This is a genomic window from Streptomyces sp. NPDC090077, from assembly GCF_044747545.1.
In the GTDB taxonomy this organism is placed as follows: Bacteria; Actinomycetota; Actinomycetes; order Streptomycetales; family Streptomycetaceae; genus Streptomyces.
Genome location: NZ_JBIVEG010000021.1, coordinates 125,130 through 141,174 on the forward strand (window position 1 = coordinate 125,130; position 16,045 = coordinate 141,174).

Annotated in this window: 19 protein-coding genes; 14 read left to right on the plus strand and 5 right to left on the minus strand. The window is 74.4% G+C overall.

Annotated elements, in window-relative coordinates; all coding sequences use genetic code 11:
* Positions 1-10: 10 nt before the first annotated feature.
* On the minus strand, positions 11-1,054 hold the full coding sequence (locus ACIPW5_RS28795) for an aldo/keto reductase (protein ID WP_401250831.1): 1,044 nt from the start codon (positions 1,052-1,054) through the stop codon (positions 11-13).
* Positions 1,055-1,150: 96 nt separating this feature from the next.
* Here ACIPW5_RS28795 and ACIPW5_RS28800 point away from each other — a divergent pair, with 96 nt between their 5' ends.
* Positions 1,151-1,798: a TetR/AcrR family transcriptional regulator gene (locus ACIPW5_RS28800; RefSeq protein ID WP_401250834.1), complete on the plus strand. Its 648-nt coding sequence runs from the start codon at positions 1,151-1,153 to the stop codon at positions 1,796-1,798.
* Positions 1,799-1,827: 29 nt separating this feature from the next.
* On the plus strand, positions 1,828-2,460 hold the full coding sequence (locus ACIPW5_RS28805) for a hypothetical protein (protein WP_401250836.1): 633 nt from the start codon (positions 1,828-1,830) through the stop codon (positions 2,458-2,460).
* 42 nt (positions 2,461-2,502) lie between these two features.
* Here the strand turns inward: ACIPW5_RS28805 and ACIPW5_RS28810 are convergent, their stop codons facing one another.
* Positions 2,503-2,895 (minus strand): molybdopterin-binding protein, encoded by a 393-nt coding sequence (locus ACIPW5_RS28810; RefSeq protein WP_401250838.1) that lies wholly within the window; start codon positions 2,893-2,895, stop codon positions 2,503-2,505.
* Between the two features lie 220 nt (positions 2,896-3,115).
* On the opposite strand from ACIPW5_RS28810, the gene ACIPW5_RS28815 reads away from it, so the two are divergent.
* Positions 3,116-3,919: a SigB/SigF/SigG family RNA polymerase sigma factor gene (locus ACIPW5_RS28815; RefSeq protein WP_401250840.1), complete on the plus strand. Its 804-nt coding sequence runs from the start codon at positions 3,116-3,118 to the stop codon at positions 3,917-3,919.
* A 65-nt stretch (positions 3,920-3,984) separates the two neighbouring features.
* Here the strand turns inward: ACIPW5_RS28815 and ACIPW5_RS28820 are convergent, their stop codons facing one another.
* Positions 3,985-4,425 (minus strand): ATP-binding protein, encoded by a 441-nt coding sequence (locus ACIPW5_RS28820; RefSeq protein WP_401250843.1) that lies wholly within the window; start codon positions 4,423-4,425, stop codon positions 3,985-3,987.
* A gap of 500 nt (positions 4,426-4,925) precedes the next feature.
* Here ACIPW5_RS28820 and ACIPW5_RS28825 point away from each other — a divergent pair, with 500 nt between their 5' ends.
* Together ACIPW5_RS28825 and pucL are read left to right on the plus strand one after the other, a co-directional pair.
* Positions 4,926-6,287: an aspartate aminotransferase family protein gene (locus ACIPW5_RS28825; protein ID WP_401250846.1), complete on the plus strand. Its 1,362-nt coding sequence runs from the start codon at positions 4,926-4,928 to the stop codon at positions 6,285-6,287.
* A gap of 278 nt (positions 6,288-6,565) precedes the next feature.
* The gene (gene pucL, locus ACIPW5_RS28830; protein WP_401250849.1) at positions 6,566-7,483 is read left to right on the plus strand and encodes a factor-independent urate hydroxylase; all 918 of its coding nucleotides are present in this window, start codon (positions 6,566-6,568) and stop codon (positions 7,481-7,483) included.
* Between the two features lie 71 nt (positions 7,484-7,554).
* Here the strand turns inward: pucL and ACIPW5_RS28835 are convergent, their stop codons facing one another.
* A complete protein-coding gene (locus ACIPW5_RS28835; protein WP_401250852.1) occupies positions 7,555-7,998 on the minus strand; it encodes a histidine phosphatase family protein in 444 nt (147 codons plus the stop codon).
* A gap of 241 nt (positions 7,999-8,239) precedes the next feature.
* Between ACIPW5_RS28835 and ACIPW5_RS28840 the strand changes: the two genes are divergently transcribed.
* The 7 genes from ACIPW5_RS28840 (at position 8,240) to ACIPW5_RS28870 (ending at position 12,251) form a co-directional block, all read left to right on the plus strand.
* Entirely contained in the window at positions 8,240-8,455 is a 216-nt protein-coding gene (locus ACIPW5_RS28840; RefSeq protein WP_401250855.1) for a CbtB-domain containing protein, read from the plus strand.
* Between the two features lie 43 nt (positions 8,456-8,498).
* Positions 8,499-9,260 carry a CbtA family protein gene (locus ACIPW5_RS28845; protein WP_401250858.1) on the plus strand — a complete coding sequence of 254 codons (762 nt, stop codon included), beginning with the start codon at positions 8,499-8,501 and terminating at the stop codon, positions 9,258-9,260.
* A gap of 48 nt (positions 9,261-9,308) precedes the next feature.
* Positions 9,309-9,554 (plus strand): hypothetical protein, encoded by a 246-nt coding sequence (locus ACIPW5_RS28850; RefSeq protein ID WP_401250861.1) that lies wholly within the window; start codon positions 9,309-9,311, stop codon positions 9,552-9,554.
* Positions 9,555-9,720: 166 nt separating this feature from the next.
* The gene (locus ACIPW5_RS28855; protein WP_401250885.1) at positions 9,721-10,761 is read left to right on the plus strand and encodes a PucR family transcriptional regulator; all 1,041 of its coding nucleotides are present in this window, start codon (positions 9,721-9,723) and stop codon (positions 10,759-10,761) included.
* Between the two features lie 179 nt (positions 10,762-10,940).
* A complete protein-coding gene (locus ACIPW5_RS28860) occupies positions 10,941-11,540 on the plus strand; it encodes a hypothetical protein (protein ID WP_401250864.1) in 600 nt (199 codons plus the stop codon).
* Positions 11,541-11,630: 90 nt separating this feature from the next.
* Complete coding sequence (locus ACIPW5_RS28865; RefSeq protein WP_401250867.1) at positions 11,631-11,987, plus strand: hypothetical protein; 357 nt, start codon at positions 11,631-11,633, stop codon at positions 11,985-11,987.
* Between the two features lie 57 nt (positions 11,988-12,044).
* On the plus strand, positions 12,045-12,251 hold the full coding sequence (locus ACIPW5_RS28870; RefSeq protein WP_401250868.1) for a hypothetical protein: 207 nt from the start codon (positions 12,045-12,047) through the stop codon (positions 12,249-12,251).
* Between the two features lie 72 nt (positions 12,252-12,323).
* Here ACIPW5_RS28870 and ACIPW5_RS28875 read toward each other — a convergent pair whose 3' ends face one another.
* Entirely contained in the window at positions 12,324-12,737 is a 414-nt protein-coding gene (locus ACIPW5_RS28875; protein ID WP_401250871.1) for a hypothetical protein, read from the minus strand.
* Positions 12,738-12,899: 162 nt separating this feature from the next.
* On the opposite strand from ACIPW5_RS28875, the gene ACIPW5_RS28880 reads away from it, so the two are divergent.
* Together ACIPW5_RS28880 and ACIPW5_RS28885 are read left to right on the plus strand one after the other, a co-directional pair.
* A complete protein-coding gene (locus ACIPW5_RS28880) occupies positions 12,900-13,727 on the plus strand; it encodes a hypothetical protein (RefSeq protein ID WP_401250874.1) in 828 nt (275 codons plus the stop codon).
* A gap of 71 nt (positions 13,728-13,798) precedes the next feature.
* Positions 13,799-15,802, plus strand: a complete 2,004-nt coding sequence (locus ACIPW5_RS28885) for an FUSC family protein (RefSeq protein WP_401250877.1) — start codon at positions 13,799-13,801, stop codon at positions 15,800-15,802.
* Positions 15,803-16,045 lie beyond the last annotated feature (243 nt).

Below are 16,045 nucleotides of genomic sequence, written 5' to 3' on the forward strand. Positions count from 1 at the left end.
GCCGGTGCGCTCAACCGCGCTTCAGGAGCGAGGGGTTGAGGCGCGCGAAGCCCTCCTGGCGCTCGTACGGGAAGTACGGGTACGGCGCCGGCCGGTGGCTGGCGGCGTCCAGCCGGGCCACCTGCTCGGGGGTCAGCTCCCAGCCGACGGCCCCGATGTTCTGCCGCAGCTGCTCCTCGTCGCGGGCGCCGACGAGGACGGTGGAGACGGTGGGGCGGCGCAGCAGCCAGTTGATGGCGACCTGGGGGATGGTCCGGCCCGTCTCCCGCGCGACCTCGTCGAGGGCGTCGACCACGTCGTAGAGGTGCTCCTCCTCCACCGGCGGGCCGTAGTCCGCGGTCTCGTGCAGCCGGCTGCCGGCCGGCAGCGGGCGGCCACGACGGATCCTGCCGGTGAGGCGGCCCCAGCCCAGGGGGCTCCACACCATCGCGCCGACGCCCTGGTCGTGGCCGAGCGGCATCAGCTCCCACTCGTAGTCGCGGCCGACGAGGGAGTAGTACACCTGGTGGGCCGCGTAGCGGGGGAAGCCGTGCTTCTCGGCGGCCGAGAGGGACTTCATCAGCTGCCAGCCCGCGAAGTTGGAGACGCCGGTGTAGCGGACCTTCCCGGAGCGGACGAGCTGGTCGAGGGTGGACAGCACCTCCTCGACGGGGGTGGCGGCGTCGAAGCCGTGCAGCTGGAAGAGGTCGATGCGGTCGGTGCCGAGCCGGCGCAGGGCGTCCTCGACGGCCCCGATCAGACGGGAGCGGGAGGTGCCGTACGCGCCGGGTCCGTCGCCGGTGGGCAGGCCCGCCTTGGTGGAGATGAGCACCTCGTCCCGGCGGCCCTTGACGGCCTGCCCGAGGACCTCCTCCGAGGCGCCCGCCGAGTAGACGTCCGCGGTGTCGAACAGGGTGATGCCCGCCTCCAGGCAGATGTCCACCATCCGGCGCGCCTCCTGGGCGTCCGTGCTGCCCCAGGCGCCGAAGACGGGGCCCCGGCCGCCGAAGGTGCCCGCTCCGAAGCCGAGGGCGGGGACCTTGAGGCCGGACGCACCGAGCTGCCTGTATTCCATGACGGACTCCTCCCGTGAGCGGTAATGGCACCGCAGACCCTTTAAGGTGATCCCAACCTAACAGCGGAATCTCGTTAATGGAACCGGAGACCCGTTATGACTTCGCCGAGTGAGACCCCGGGCGGCACCGGGGACCTGTGCGCCGAGCCGGGGACCGTGCGCCCCGGGGGCCGGACCGCCCGGGTGCGGGCCGCCGTCCTGGAGGCGGCCGGGGACGTGCTGGCCGAGCAGGGCTTCCACGGACTGGACCTCGCCGAGGTCGCCCGGCGGGCCGAGGTCGGCAAGACCACCGTCTACCGGCGCTGGGGCACCGTGGCCGGCCTGGTCGCCGACCTGCTGACCGACATGGCCGAGCAGTCGCTCCCCCGCACCGACACCGGCTCGCTGGAGGAGGACCTGCTGGCCAACGCCGCGCTCGTGGCGCGCACCCTGTCCGACCCGCGCCAGGGCCCCCTGTTCAAGGCCGTCATCGCCGCCGCGACCGGCGACGCCCGGACGGCCGAGGCACTGCACCGGTTCTACGAGGTCCGGGTCGCGGAGTGGGCGCCCTGCGTCCGGGAGGCCGTCGAACGGGGCGAACTGCCCGAGGGCACCGATGCCGCCGAGGTGGTCCGCGCCGTCTCCGCCCCGCTGTACTACCGGCTGCTGACCACCGGCGCCCCGCTGGACGGGGCCGCGGCCCGCCGGGCGGCCGCGGCGGCGGTCGCGGCGGCCCGCGCGGGGGCCTACGTACGGACTCCGTAGTTGCCGGGGGCCGTTGCTAGCCTGCGGCGATGGGACTGGACATCACCGTGGTCGCCGCCGACTGGGAACACCTCGCCCGGATACCGGCCGCCGAGCGCCTGGACACCCTGACCGACGCCGTGCACCCGTACTTCCGCTGCGAGGCCGACGAGGAGGCCGACCGCGCCGTGACGGGCGGCTGGGCCTCGCCGCAGGGGGTCGCGTGGTGCGCCGAGTACCGGTTCTCCGGGACGACCGGGACCTACGTCTGGCACTTCTGGCTGGCCGAGACCTGGCAGAGCGTCAGGGGCGCCGCCGGACCCGCCCTTCGGGAGGCCCTCGACCTCTTCCTCGGCGGCCTGGTGTGGGACGGCCCGGACTACACCGACGACCCGGACGCCGAGGACCCGCCGCGCATGGCCGGCTTCCCGGACGACCCCGAGCCGTGGCGGCCCCGGTTGCTGGTGGGCCGGGCGCCGGACGAGGTGGCGGCGCTCGCCCGCGCCTGGGAGGGGGCCGAGCCCCGGCTGGCGGAACTGCGCGGGCCCCTCGGCGCCCCGGAGCTGCGCCGGTCGGTCTGGCCCGACACCTTCGAGGGCTTCACCGCGCTGCTGCGCGAGTGGGGCGAGGCGGTCACGGGAGCCGCCGCCCGGGGCCGGGGGCTGATCGGCCTGCCGTACTGAGGCAGCTGCCGGGGCCGGCCGGGTCCTTGCCCGGGCCGGCTCTCAGGTGCGGTCGACGAAGACGCTGGTGGACTTGACCCGGGCGGTGGCGCGCATGCCGACCTCCAGGCCGAGCTCCTCCACCGCCTCACGGGTCAGCAGCGACACCACCCGGTGCGGACCCGCCTGGATCTCCACCTGCGCGCTGACCTCGCCCAGCCTGATGCCGGTCACGATGCCGGGAAAGGCGTTGCGGGCCGAGGTGTACGGGGCGTCCCCGTCCTCCCCCGCCTCTTGAGCCACTTCGACGCAGAACGCCGCCAGGTCCGGCCCGTCGACGATCCTGCGGTTCCCCTCCCGCCGGGTCGGGAAGCGCTCGGCGTCCGCCCAGCGGCGAGCGGTGTCACTGCTGACGCCGAGCAGCCTCGCTGCCTGGCCGATCGTGTAGGACTCCATGCACGGCAGCGTAGGCGGTACCGGGCCCTGGCGGCGCAGCGGACCGGCCGCCCCTGACCAGGGGTTTCGGCCAGAGCGTGGTTTCACGTGAAACACGGGTCGAAAGAAGGTACGGGTATCAACCTGTATCAGCGGGTATATCCCCCTGGACGGTGGCGGCCCCGGCCGGGCGTGACATCGACCCGCGACCAGGGCCTCCCGTCGGAGGGAGCGCAGATCGATGGACCGTACCGAGCGCGACCGCACGGACGCGGCCACCCTGGAGGCCAGGGCCCTCTCCACGGCCCTGTTCCACCGGCTGGCCGAACTGGACGAGGGGACGGCCGACTACTCGTACGTCCGCAACACCCTGGTGGAGCTGAACCTCAGTCTCGTGAAGTACGCCGCCCGCCCCTACCGCGGCCGCAGCGAACCGATGGAGGACATCGTCCAGGTCGGCACGATCGGCCTGATCAAGGCCATCAACCGGTTCGACCCGGAGCGCGGGGTGGAGTTCACCACCTTCGCCCTGCCGACGATCAGCGGTGAGATCAAGCGGTTCTTCCGCGACACCAGCTGGGCCGTCAAGGTGCCCCGGCGGCTCCAGGAGCTGCGGATCCACAGTGCGAAGGCCCACGACGCGCTGGAACAGGACCTCGGACGCGAGCCGACCGACGCCGAGATGGCCCAGGAGCTGCACGTCACGCCGGAGGAGTTCGGCGAGGGCCGCAAGGCGGCCGGCGCGTACTCGGCGCGCTCCCTGGACGCCCCCGCGCAGGAGGACACCGGGCGCGAGCCGGCCGCGGAGCGCGAGCCGCTGGGCGAGGAGGATCCCGCCTACGACCGGATCGAGTGCCTGGAGGCCCTCAAGCCCATGCTCGCCGGGCTGCCCGAGCGCGAGCGGGAGCTGCTGTCGCTGCGGTTCGGGCAGGAGCTGACCCAGTCCGAGATCGGGGCCCGGCTGGGCCTGTCCCAGATGCACGTCTCACGGCTGCTGAACCGCACCCTGACCCGGCTGCGCGGCGGCCTCCTCACCGACGCGTAGGCCCTCGGGCCCCGGCCGGGCGGCTCGGGGGTCCGGGCGGGTCACCCGGGGGTCCCGGGGGCGTGTCAGGGATGCAGGTGCGGGTGCGGGGGACGGTGGGCGGGCTCGGGGGCCGCCACCTCCAGCCAGACCGTCTTGCCGGGGCGGCCGTCCGCCGCCGGCACGGAGCCCCAGTCCTTCGCGAGGCGCTCCAGCAGGACCAGCCCGTGGCCGCCCGGCCGGGAGCGGTCCTGCACCGCCCGGCGCACCGGTGTCTCGGAGCTGCCGTCGCTCACCTCCACCCGGAGCATTCCGGGGCCGTGCCGCAGCACCAGCTCGCGCGGGCCCCCCGCGTGCAGGCAGGCATTGGTGACCACCTCGGAGACCAGCAGGAGCAGGTCCTCCTCGGCCTCCGAGCCCTCCGGCCAGAGCCAGTCGGTGAGGGCCCTGCGGGTGAAGTCCCGGCACCGGGCCACGACCCCTGCCGTGGCGCCGCCCAGGACCAGCCGCCGCGTCTGCTCCGCCACAGGCTCTCCCGTCTCCGACACCACTCCCCCCGGCGCCGCACCTACCCCCGGCCGGGAGGGACAAATCCCGCGCGGATCCCACGCTACTGCCGGGGCGGGATCCCGGGGCGTGACGCGCGGCGGTGGACCGCCCCGGCGGGGCCGCCGGGATCCCGGCGGGGCCCGCGGGGTCGCGCGAGGGCCGTCCGAACGCCCGCCTCGAAGGGGCCTGGACGACGGATCGACGGCGGGTTGACGGACGCCGGGGCGCCGGACCGCCGGCGGACCGAGGGCGCGCCGGAGGCGGACCGAAGCCGCCCCCGACGCGCTGCGCGGGGCCACTCAGGGCTCCCACCTCGGGTTTTCCGCCGTTCTCCCCCGTGGAGCGGCCGGTCCGACGGACGCTATGCGGGCCGTCCGGACCCGTCGAGGACCCGCCCCTGGATCCGTCAAGTCGCCCGCGCGGGGTGTCGTGACCCGGGCACCCCGGCGTCCACATCCTGGACAACTACCCTCGATATATGAACGCAGAAGCCGACGCCCTCGCGGCCGTGAAAGACGCAGTCAAAGAAGCTGACCGAAACCACGTCTTCCATTCGTGGTCGGCGCAGGAGCTCATCGACCCGCTCGCCGTGGCCGGGGCCGAGGGCTCGTACTTCTGGGACTACGACGGCAACCGCTACCTCGACTTCTCCAGCGCGCTCGTCTACACCAACATCGGCTACCAGCACCCCAAGGTGGCCGCCGCCATCGCGGAGCAGGCGACGAAGCTCTGCACCCTCGCGCCCGGCTTCGCCGTCGACGTCCGCTCCGAGGCGGCGCGTCTGATCGCCGAGCGCACCCCGGGCGACCTCGACAAGATCTTCTTCACCAACGCCGGTGCCGAGGCCGTGGAGAACGCCGTGCGCATGGCCCGGCTGCACACCGGCCGGCCCAAGGTGCTCTCCGCCTACCGCTCGTACCACGGGGCCACCACCACCGCGATCAACCTCACCGGCGACGCCCGCCGCTTCGGCAACGACGGCGCGACCGCCGGCGTCGTCCACTTCTGGGGCCCGTTCCTCTACCGCTCGCCCTTCCACGCGACCACCGAGGCCGAGGAGTGCGAGCGCGCCCTGCGCCACCTGGAGGACACGATCGTCTTCGAGGGACCGGGGTCCATCGCCGCGATCATCCTGGAGACCGTCGGCGGCGCCCCCGGCGTGCTCGTGCCCCCGGCCGGCTACCTGGCGGGCGTGCGCAGGCTCTGCGACCGCTACGGCATCGTCTTCATCCTGGACGAGGTCATGGTCGGCTTCGGCCGCACCGGCACCTGGTTCGCCGCCGACCACTGGGACGTCACTCCCGACCTCCTCTGCTTCGCCAAGGGCATCACCAGCGGCTACGTGCCGCTCGGCGGCGTCGCCATCTCCGCCGCCATCGCCGAGACCTTCGCCCGCCGCCCCTACCCGGGCGGTCTGACGTACTCCGGGCACGTCCTGGCCTGCGCCGCCGCCGTCGCGACGGTCAACACCATGGTCGAGGAGGGCATCGTCGAGCAGTCCGCGCGCACGGGCGCCGAGCTGCTGGGACCGGGGCTGCGCGAGATCGCGGACCGGCACCCCTCCGTCGGCGAGGTCCGCGGCATGGGCACCTTCTGGGCCCTGGAGCTGGTGCGCAACGGCGAGACCCGCGAGCCGCTGGTCCCGTACAACGCCTCGGGCGCCGAGGCCGCGCCGATGGCCGCCTTCGGCGCGGCCCTGAAGAAGGGCGGCCTGTGGCCGCTCCTGGCCGGCAACCGCATCCACGTCGCCCCGCCCTGCAACATCTCGGCCGAGGACGTGGCCAAGGGGCTGGCGATCCTGGACGAGGCCCTGTCGGTCACGGACGCGCACATGGTCTGACCTGCGGGCTTGTGCGGTCGCCCAATCCGTGGGTGCTGGTGTTCGGATGTTCCGTGCGGTGGTTAACCCGCCGTACACATGGTGCAATCCCGTCAGTACTTCAGCACTTCAGTACGCATCAGCACCTACGGACCGGGATGCACGTCAGTCCCGGGGCGGTCCTGCGGGGCCGAACGGCGGGGAGCGGGACGTCCTCCAGGAGGGCGGGCGCTGGACGCCGGGCGTACGGGATCCAGATCAACGGACTCCGTGTTCCCGAGTACCCGAAGGAAGACAGCATGAGCAAGCACGTCCTGGGCCAGAACCAGTACGGCAAGGCCGAGAACCGCATCGTCGTGGTGACCCGCAAGGGCAGCGACGGCTCCTGGGCCGAGATCCGCGACCTGAACGTCTCCGTGGCCCTGCGCGGCGAGTTCCGCGACGTCCACCTGACGGGTGACAACGCCAACTGCCTGCCGACCGACACCACCAAGAACACGGTGTACGCCTTCGGCAAGGAGCACGGCATCTCCTCCCCCGAGGCCTTCGGCATCCTCCTCGCGAAGCACTTCGTCTCCTCCCAGGCCCCGATCCGCGAGGCGCAGATCCGCATCGAGGAGTTCGCCTGGGAGCGGATCCCCGTCCCGACGCGCAAGGAGCAGCACTCCTTCGTCCGCAAGGGCCAGGAGGTGCGCACCGCGCAGATCACCTACAGCGAGACCACCGGTCTCCAGGTCATCTCCGGCCTGAAGGACCTGACGGTGATGAACTCGACCAACTCCGAGTTCCACGGCTTCATCAAGGACAAGTACACGACCCTCCAGGAGGCGTACGACCGCATCCTGGCGACCAAGGTCACCGCCCGCTGGGCGCACTCGGCGCTGGCCGGCGACGACGCCGGGTACGACTGGGACCAGTCGTACAAGAAGGTCCGCAAGCACATGCTGGAGGCCTTCGCGGAGACGTACTCCTACTCGCTCCAGCAGACCCTGAACCAGATGGCCGAGCGGGTGCTCGACAACTGTCCCAAGGTCAACGAGGTGCGCCTCAACCTGCCCAACAAGCACCACTTCCTCGTCGACCTGGAGCCCTTCGGCCTCAAGAACGACAACGAGGTGTACTTCGCCGCGGACCGCATGTACGGCCTGATCGAGGGCACCGTCCACCGTGACGGCGTGCAGCCCGTCATCGCGACCTCCGACTGGATCGTCGCGTAGCACCGCCCCGCCGTGCGCAACGGCCCGGACCGCGTCGCGGGGTCCGGGCCGTTCGGCTTTCCCGGCCGGGGCTACGCGGGCTGCCCGACGAGGAGGTTCCAGCGGCCCGCCCGTCCGCTGAGCGAGGTCACGGTGTCCGGCCGCACGTCGAGCCGCCAGAAGGCTCCGGCCGGCAGCTCCAGCGCGGCCACCACCACAGCCCGTACGACGGCCTGTTCGACCACCGCGTGGTGCCGGCCGGGTCCCAGGCCCGCCAGGTACGCACCCGTCCGGGTGATCAGTTCCGCCACCGTCTCGCCGCCTCCCGGGGGCGCGTACTCCGGGTCGGCGAGCCAGCGGCCGATGCCCTCCGGGTCCTCGGCGGCCACCTCTTCGAGGGTCCGGCCCGCCCAGTCCCCCATGCCGGGCCCGGCCAGGCCCGGGTGGCCGGGGCACGGCTCCCCGGACCCGAACCTCCCCCGGCGGGCGGCGTCGTCGAGCGGGGGCGTGGCGAGGTGTACGCGTACGGTCGGCATGCGGGGAGCGTAGAGCGCACGCGCAGGGCGTGAAACCTCGGCCACGCGCCGTGGTGTTCAAGCCACGGGCGCGGTACGGTCTCGGACGACATGACGAAGGTATGACGGAAGCACCGGTGAGAATCCGGCACGGTCGCGCCACTGTGAATCCTCCCGCGTCACCCCGGGAGGGAAGTCAGACCCGCCTCCTTCGAACAGAGCACCACTGACCGGGACGCGTGTTCCCCCTGGAGGTTCTGCAATGGCCCACACCGCCGTGCCCGCTTCGGCGCCCGCCACCGTCGCCCCCATCTCCCTCTCCGCACTGGCCCCCTGGGCGGCCTTCGCCGCGGTCCTGGCCCTCGTCCTGCTGTACTTCGTCGGCATCGAGCAGGGCGCCACCGCCGTCTTCCAGGGCGAGACCGTCCACGAATGGCTGCACGACGGCCGCCACCTGCTCGGCTTCCCCTGCCACTGACCCCCCTTCCGGTCTCCCCGACGATCACCCAAGGGGCTCATAGGTGAACACCGTCTCCCCCCGCACCCTGCTGGTGCGGGGCATGCTGGCCGGCCTGCTCGCGGGCGTCGCCGCGTTCCTCGTCGCGTACCTCCTCGGCGAGTCCAAGGTGGACGCGGCGATCGCCATTGAGGAGGCCGGCCAACTCGCGGCCGGCCACGACCACGGCGCCGAGGAGGCCCCGGTCAGCCGGGCCCTCCAGGCCACGGCCGGCCTCGGCACCGGCGTCCTGCTGTACGGGATCGCCCTCGGCGGCATCGCCGCGCTCGTCTACTGCTTCGCCCTGGGCCGGATCGGGCGCTTCGGCGCCCGGGCCACGGCGGCCCTGGTCACCGGCGCCCTGTTCGTCACCGTGACCCTGGTGCCCTTCTTCAAGTACCCCGCCAACCCGCCGGCCGTCGGGGACCCCGACACGGCCGCCCGGCGGACCGCCCTCTACCTGCTGATGATCGCCCTGAGCGGGCTGCTGGCGGCGGGCGCGCTGATCCTGGGCCGGCGGCTCGCGCCGCGCCTGGGCAACTGGAACGCCTCGGTGGCGGCCTCGCTGGCCTTCGTGGCGGCGGTGGGCGTCTCGTACGCGCTGCTGCCCGGGATCGACGAGGTGCCCGCAGGCTTCCCGGCCGCGCTGATCTGGCAGTTCCGGCTCGCGTCGCTGGCCATCCAGACAGCGCTGTGGGCGACTTTCGGCCTGGCCTTCGGTTTTCTAGCCGAACGCGCTCTTGCCCCGGCCGCCGCACCCAAGGAGGCTGTACAGCCGACGAGTTGAGCGCGACACCTGTTGCGCCTGTGACGGGTGTGGAGGTGGGATCCGGCGATGCAGTCCGCGATCCGGGAATGGCGGGGCTGGACCGGTGCCACGCCGTTCTGGCTGAACTCCGTCCTGCTGGTCCTGGCCCCCTTCACCGCCGCCACCCTCCTCGCCCAGATCGGCGTCATCAGCGCCCTGGCCGCCCTCGGCGGACTGGCCCGCCAGCTCTGGTTCGGGGACTACGGTCACCCCGCCGTGCACCTCGCCGCCGCCCTCATGGGGGCGGCGGCGGTGGCCCTGGTCGTGGTCTGATCCCTCCCCCTGCCCGCGCCCGCCCCGGCGCCTTCCCCCCTCCCTCCCGGTCGAATTGATCTTGATGCGGGGGAGAATGACGGTTCGTTCGCGCGGATCGGACCGGGGAGCTGGTGTGGAGTCAGGGCGGGACATACCCGAGGAGTATCTGGACGGGTACGTACGCATGCTCGCGGACGCCGAGGCCACCGGCCGGCGCCCCGGACGCGGGGAGCTCGACGCCCGCCGCGCACTCGGCGAGCGCGCCGCCGGAGCCGGATACGGGCTGCGCGGCCTCATCGGCGCCCACCTCGCCGCCACCCGCACCGCCCTCGGCGGACGCCACGCCCCCGACCACGTGCTGGCCGTGCTGGAACAGGCCGTGGACGCCTTCACCGAGGGGTACGAGCGGGCCCACGGGCCGGACGCCCGCCGCGAAGCCGCCGCCCGGCGGGAGTTCGTCGACGACCTGCTGCTCGGCGGGAGCGACCCCGGCCGCCTCGGCGAACGCGCCGCCCGCTACGGACTGGACCCCGCCCGGCCGCACGCGGTGGCCGTCGCGCACGGCCCCGCGCCCTACGAGGACGGGGGACCCGAGCAGCGCCGGCTGCAGTCGGCCCTGGCCGGCTGCTTCGGGGACCGGGAGTTCCTGCTCGCCACCAAGGACGGCCGGCTGGTCTGCGTGGCACCGGGCGACCGGGACGGGATACCGGCCCGCTTCGCCCGGCTCGCGCAGGCGGAGTCCGAGGGCCGGGGACTCGTCGCGCTCGGACGCCCCCACCCCGGCACGGGCGGGGCCGCGACCTCGTACGCGGAGGCCCTGGACGCACTCGGCGTCGCGGACCGGCTCGGGCTCGGGGGCCCGCTGCTGCGCGCCGCCGACCTGCTGGTCTTCCCGGTACTGACCCGCGACCGGGCGGCCATGGCCGAGCTGGTGCTGACCGCGCTGGGTCCGCTGCGGGCCGGGCGCGGCGGGGCAGCACCCCTGCTGGACACCCTCGGCGCGTACTTCGACTCGGGGTGCGTGGCCGCGGAGGCGGCCCGGCGGCTGAACCTGAGCGTGCGGGCGCTGACCTACCGGCTGGAGCGGATCCACCGGCTGACGGGGACCGACCCGGGGGACCCCGTACAGCGGTACACCCTCCAGACCGCCGTGATCGGCGCCCGTCTGCTGGACTGGCCGGCCCGGCCGCTCCCGCCCCTCACCCCCTCACCCGTTCGGGGGTAGCGGCCCGATCCGGCGCGCACGGCCCGCGCACCCGCCGCCAACTGGGACGACACGGACCCGGCGGCACGGCAGGGACGTGACGCGCCGTCATTTCCGGTGCGGGCGGCGATGTGCGGGCGGGCCGGGAGCGGTCCACTGCTCCCAGGAACCGGCCGCCCGAGCCGGACAGGAGGAACGCCATGTCCCGCGCCCAGTGGGCCGCCGCCGCACTGACGGTCACTCTGCTCTGCACCGGTGTCGCCCTGTTGCGCGGCAGCGCGGGAGCCGAGCCCGCCGCCGCGAGCGTCGCCGACGCCCTGCCCTCCCGGGCCCTGGGCCTGTCCGGGCACCGCCGGCTCGTGCGCGGGCTGGAGCAGTCCGGCGCGCACGGCCCCGGTGCGCACGGCCCCGGCGCGGACCGCCGGACGGTGTCCGCCCCGCCGATGCGGGCGTCCCGGCCGCTGCGGCTGCGCATCCCCAGCCTGGGCGTGGACCTCCCGCTGGCCAGGGGCCCGCAGGACGGTGACGGCGGGGCCGGCTGGGACACCGGCGGCCCCGCTCCCGGCTCCGCCGGCGTCGCCGTGGTCACCGGCGAGGGGCTGCCGCTCGCCGGGCTGCGGCGGGGCCGGGTGATCGAGATCCCGCGCGCGGACCACCGTACGGCCGTGTTCACCGTCGAGCGGGTCTCCCCGCACGCGGTCACGGCGCCGGCCGGGGACACCGGCCTCGCCCGGCTGCGGCTGGTCAGCGGCGAGACCTCCGTCCTGGCCCGGCTGACGGGGCCGCTGCGCGCCGGCTGAGTCAGCCGTGGGGGGTGTCTTCGTCCCCCGGTCGGGGGCTTCTTGGGGGTCCGCGGAAAGTTGCCCGGCGTGTCGGGGCATGCAGGCCCCATGAACGGTGCGCGGTACGCGCGGACGGCGCTGGCACGGGCCCTGACGGTGGCCTGCGTGGCCCTGCTGTGCCTGTTCGGCATCGGTCCGGCGGCGACGGCCACGGCCGGCGCGGAGCCCCGCCCCGCCTCCTCGGCACCGGCCGACCCCGCCGAGGGGACGTCGGAGCCGGCCGGGGACCCCGTCGGCCGCTCGGCCCTGCGGACGGTCGTACGCGTGGCACCGGCCGCGCGGCGGCTGCCGCCGCGGATGTTTCACGTGGAACACGCGGGCGGACCCGCCCGCGCGGCCTCGTACGGGACGGCCGGACCGGCCCCGTCCCGGCGGGCGGTACGGAGCGTGGTCCTGCGCTGCTGAGCGGGCCGAGCAGCGTACGCGACCCCCCACACCCCCGAAGCACCGTGAGGTTCCGCCATGCCCATCGACCCGTACGCCGCCCTGAACGCCATGCTCCGCGCCGAGGCCGCCCGCTTCTCCCCGCCGGCCCGGAAGGAGGGCCAGGACCGCCCGCGCGCGGACCGGACCCTCGCCGACCGGACGGTCCCGCAGCCCGCCACGGCCGAGCCCGAGTCCGCCGCGGCCGAGCCGCAGCAGGACCAGCCCGCCGGCTCGGCGGCGTAACGACACCCGACGGCGCCGGTCCCCGCACCCTCGCAGTGGGTGCGGGGACCGGCGCGGTCCTGTCCGCCGGGCTCAGTCCTCCCGCGTGTAGTACCGGTAGAAGGCTCCGATCCCGATGCCCGCGCCCACGAACAGGCCGACGCCGGTGGAGCGGAGCACGGACTCGTTGGTCAGGCTGTGGAGGTAGCCGGCGGCGATGCCGGCGAACACCCCGTACGCGGCGGCGTGCAGCTCCCGCTGCAGCTTCGGGCCCACCTTCGCCAGGGTGAACATGCAGGCCGCGAAGATCACGCCGCACAGGATCCCGTAGAACACGTTGCCCGCGTCCACCGGTCCCATCTGGCGCTTGATGAAGGCCGCCCAGACCCCGTAGACGAGGCCCGCGAGCAGCGCGCGGATCAGGCGGTTGCGGTCGGTGTGCCGCTCCGCGTCCGCAGCGGTCATCGGACGGTGCCGCCGCGGAACGGTGGGTGCCGCATGTGCCATGGCGGGGCTCCTCTCTTCCACCCTCAAGGGCACACCCGGCACCCGGGAGCGGCAAGTGGATCACTCGTCCGGGCGGTGCCGACCGCGCTCCCCGGGGGAATCCGGGCCCCGGACGCAGCAGCAGCGGTGGCGCCCGCACCGCACCCGGCTTCCCCTGGTGACGTGCGCACCTACCTGTCGGCGGCCCTCATCGTGCTCGTGGCCCTGCTCGTGCCCGCGAGCGCGGTCGCGTACTGGGCCGACCGGCGGCTGGGCGACGCCGACCACTACACCGCGGCCATGGCCCCGCTCGCCAAGGACCCGGCCGTGCAGGAGGTGGTCGTCGCCCAGGCCTCCGGCGCCCTCTCCGGGCAGATCGACGCGGGCCCCTTCCAGGGCGCCGTGGACGCCCTCATCGGCGACGCCCTGGCCTCCTTCGCCGACACCCCCGCCTACCGCACGGCCTGGGAGACGGCCAACCGCGCCGCGCACACCGCCTTCCTCGACGCCCTGAAGACCGGCCACGGGGACGCCGTCACCGTCGACCTCGCACCCGTCATCGCCCAGGTCAAAGAGGAACTGATGGCGGACGGCGTGCCCTTCGCCGACCGCATCCCGGAGACCCACCTCTCCGTGAAGGTCATGGAATACGACAACCTCGGCGCCCTCCGGGAGGGGTTCCACGTGCTCCAGATCGCCGGGGTCTGGCTCCCCGTGCTGACCGTGCTCCTCGCCCTGACGGCCGTGGCCGTCGCCGTCCGGCGCAGGCGGGCCGTCCTCGCCACCGGCGCCGGGCTCGCCGTCGGCGCCGTACTGCTGTGGACGGCGGTGGCCGTGTGCCGCCGCATCACCCTCGACGACCTGCCCTCCGACGTCAGCCGGCCCGCCGCCGCGGCCGTGTACGACGCCCTCACCGCCTTCCTGCGCACCACCGCCTGGGTGGTGCTCGCCCTCGGGCTGGCCACCGCGCTCGCCGCATGGCTGGTGGGCCGGGTGCGCCGCACCCCATAAGCTCGGAAGGTACCCATCCTCCGCAGAACTCCCCAGAACGACCGATTCGCGAGCGGCGACACGGAAGCGGAATGACCACCGAACGACGCACCGAGCACATACCGTCCGGGCGGACCCGGCCCCACCCCCTGGCACCCCCCGCCTGGCTGCTCGCGGGACTGCGGCCCGGCAGCGCCCCCGTCCCCTGGGCGGCGGCCGCCCGCGCCGGGGTCGCGATGGCCGTCCCGCTCGCCATCGGCTTCGCCCTCGAAGAGCCCGAGTACGGGGCCCTGATCGCCATGGGCGCCCTCGCCGGAGTGTTCGGCGACACCGCGGACGCCTACCGGATGCGGGTCCTGAACATCGCCGTCCCGCAGGCCCTGGGCGCCATCGGGGTGGCCGTCGGCACCCTCGTCTACGGGCACGGCTGGGTGGCCGTCGCCGTCCTGACCCTCGTCGCCCTCGTCTCCGGGATGATCTCCTCGATCGGTTCGGTCGCCTCCGTGTCCGGGCTGCTGCTCCTGCTCAACGCCGTCGTCGGGGCCGGCCTGCCCATGCCCCGGCCCTGGTGGATCGCACCGCTGCTGCTGACCGCCGGCGGCCTGTTCGTCCTCGTGCTGACCCTGCTGGCCTGGCCCCTGCGCGGCCGGCAGCCCGAACGGGCCGCCGTCGCGGCCTGCTACCGGGCCCTGGCCGACGCCCTGGAAGCCTGCGGCGGACCCCAGGACGTCTACGACGAACGCCGGCGGCAGGTCACGCAGGCCCTCGACCAGGCCTACGACCTCGTCCTCGGCCGCCGGGCCCGGGTGCACGGACGCAGCCCCTCCCTGGTGCGGATGCTGGCCCAGCTGAACGTGCTGATCCCGCTCGTGGAGGCCGCGCCCGCCGCCCACCTGCGGGGCCGGCCGCTGCCGGAGCAGATCCCGGCGACCGTACGGGACCTGGCCGCCGCCGTCGAGGAGGGCCGCACCGGAACCCCCGTCCTCACCCTGCCCGACCCGCACACCCCGTCCGACCGGGCCATCGACTCCGCGCTGCGACACGCCGCGGCCATCGTGCACCTCGCCGAACCGGACCCGTACAACGTCGACGACCGCCTCGGCCGCCCCGCCGCCCTGCGCGTCCGGGCCCGGCGCGGGGTCCGCGACATGGTGCTGTCCGAGGCCTCCTGGCGGTACGGGCTGCGGCTGGCCCTGTGCATCGGCCTCGCCCAGTCCCTCGTCTCCCTGATCGAAGTCGAACGCTCCTACTGGGTGGCCCTGACCGTCACCTTCGTCCTGAAACCGGACTTCGGCTCGGTCTTCTCCCGCGCGGTCCTGCGCGCCCTGGGCACGGCCGTCGGGCTCGTCCTCGCCGCCGCCGTCCTCGCCGAGGTGCCGCGCGGCTGGTGGGACGTACCGGTGATGCTGGTGCTCGGCGCGCTGATCCCGGTGTTCTCCGCGAAGGGCTACGCCTTCCAGACCGCGGCCATCACCCCCGTGATCCTGCTCCTGTCGGACCAGCTCAACCACGAGGGCTTCGACCTCATCATGCCGCGGCTGCTCGACAGCCTGATCGGCTGCGCGATCGTCCTGGTCTTCGGCTACCTGCTGTGGCCCGAGAGCTGGCACACCCGCATCGGGGACCGGCTCGCCGACGCCGTCGACGACGCCGCCCGCTACGTCGAGCGCGCCTTCGCCCCCGTCGCGGACGACGCCGAGCTGCGGGCCGCCCGGCAGACCCGCCTCCAGGCCCGGCGCCGCATCTACCGCGACCTGTCGGGGGTGCGCAGCGAGTTCCAGCGGGCCCTGACCGAGCCCCCGCCGACGGGGAGCCGGGCCGCGGCGTGGTGGCCGCTGGTGGTGGCCGTGGAGCGCATCGTGGACGCCACCACGGCGGCGCGGGTCCGCGTCAACCACGGTGCGGAGGCGCCTGCGGCGGGCGAGGTCGAGCGGATCGCGCGGGAGCTGCGCGAGCTCGCCGAGGGGGTCCGCAGCAGCCCGACGCCGGTCCGGGTGGAGCTGCCGGCGGAAACCGACGAGGGCGGTGTCCTGGCCCCGGTCCAGCACGAACTGACGGCGGCCCGGGCCATCTGCGCCCTGCCCACTCCTTCTTGACGCGCCGCTCGCGAGGCTCGGCCGCGGGCGGCCTTACCGGCTTCGCGCCGCTGCGCCGGACTCCGTCCGTCGGCCTGCCGGGCGGGGCCGGTTCGGGTGGCGGGGGCCGGTACGTCGTCTGCGGGCAGTGTGGCCGCTGCGCGGGGCCGGTCCCCTACCCGCCCTTCCACCGTTCCCAGGGGCGCTGCCCCTGACCCCGGTACCGGACGCTCCGCGCCCGGTGCGCTCAAACGCCGCGCGGGC

Excerpts from the sequence above, each read along its gene's own strand:
- ACIPW5_RS28795 (WP_401250831.1), bottom strand. The coding sequence starts at position 1,054 with ATGGAATACAGGCAGCTCGGTGCGTCCGGCCTCAAGGTCCCCGCCCTC.
- ACIPW5_RS28800 (WP_401250834.1), top strand. The coding sequence starts at position 1,151 with ATGACTTCGCCGAGTGAGACCCCGGGCGGCACCGGGGACCTGTGCGCC.
- ACIPW5_RS28805 (WP_401250836.1), top strand. The coding sequence starts at position 1,828 with ATGGGACTGGACATCACCGTGGTCGCCGCCGACTGGGAACACCTCGCC.
- ACIPW5_RS28810 (WP_401250838.1), bottom strand. The coding sequence starts at position 2,895 with ATGGAGTCCTACACGATCGGCCAGGCAGCGAGGCTGCTCGGCGTCAGC.
- ACIPW5_RS28815 (WP_401250840.1), top strand. The coding sequence starts at position 3,116 with ATGGACCGTACCGAGCGCGACCGCACGGACGCGGCCACCCTGGAGGCC.
- ACIPW5_RS28825 (WP_401250846.1), top strand. The coding sequence starts at position 4,926 with ATGAACGCAGAAGCCGACGCCCTCGCGGCCGTGAAAGACGCAGTCAAA.
- pucL (WP_401250849.1), top strand. The coding sequence starts at position 6,566 with ATGAGCAAGCACGTCCTGGGCCAGAACCAGTACGGCAAGGCCGAGAAC.
- ACIPW5_RS28835 (WP_401250852.1), bottom strand. The coding sequence starts at position 7,998 with ATGCCGACCGTACGCGTACACCTCGCCACGCCCCCGCTCGACGACGCC.
- ACIPW5_RS28840 (WP_401250855.1), top strand. The coding sequence starts at position 8,240 with ATGGCCCACACCGCCGTGCCCGCTTCGGCGCCCGCCACCGTCGCCCCC.
- ACIPW5_RS28850 (WP_401250861.1), top strand. The coding sequence starts at position 9,309 with ATGCAGTCCGCGATCCGGGAATGGCGGGGCTGGACCGGTGCCACGCCG.
- ACIPW5_RS28855 (WP_401250885.1), top strand. The coding sequence starts at position 9,721 with ATGCTCGCGGACGCCGAGGCCACCGGCCGGCGCCCCGGACGCGGGGAG.
- ACIPW5_RS28860 (WP_401250864.1), top strand. The coding sequence starts at position 10,941 with ATGTCCCGCGCCCAGTGGGCCGCCGCCGCACTGACGGTCACTCTGCTC.
- ACIPW5_RS28865 (WP_401250867.1), top strand. The coding sequence starts at position 11,631 with ATGAACGGTGCGCGGTACGCGCGGACGGCGCTGGCACGGGCCCTGACG.
- ACIPW5_RS28870 (WP_401250868.1), top strand. The coding sequence starts at position 12,045 with ATGCCCATCGACCCGTACGCCGCCCTGAACGCCATGCTCCGCGCCGAG.
- ACIPW5_RS28875 (WP_401250871.1), bottom strand. The coding sequence starts at position 12,737 with ATGGCACATGCGGCACCCACCGTTCCGCGGCGGCACCGTCCGATGACC.
- ACIPW5_RS28885 (WP_401250877.1), top strand. The coding sequence starts at position 13,799 with ATGACCACCGAACGACGCACCGAGCACATACCGTCCGGGCGGACCCGG.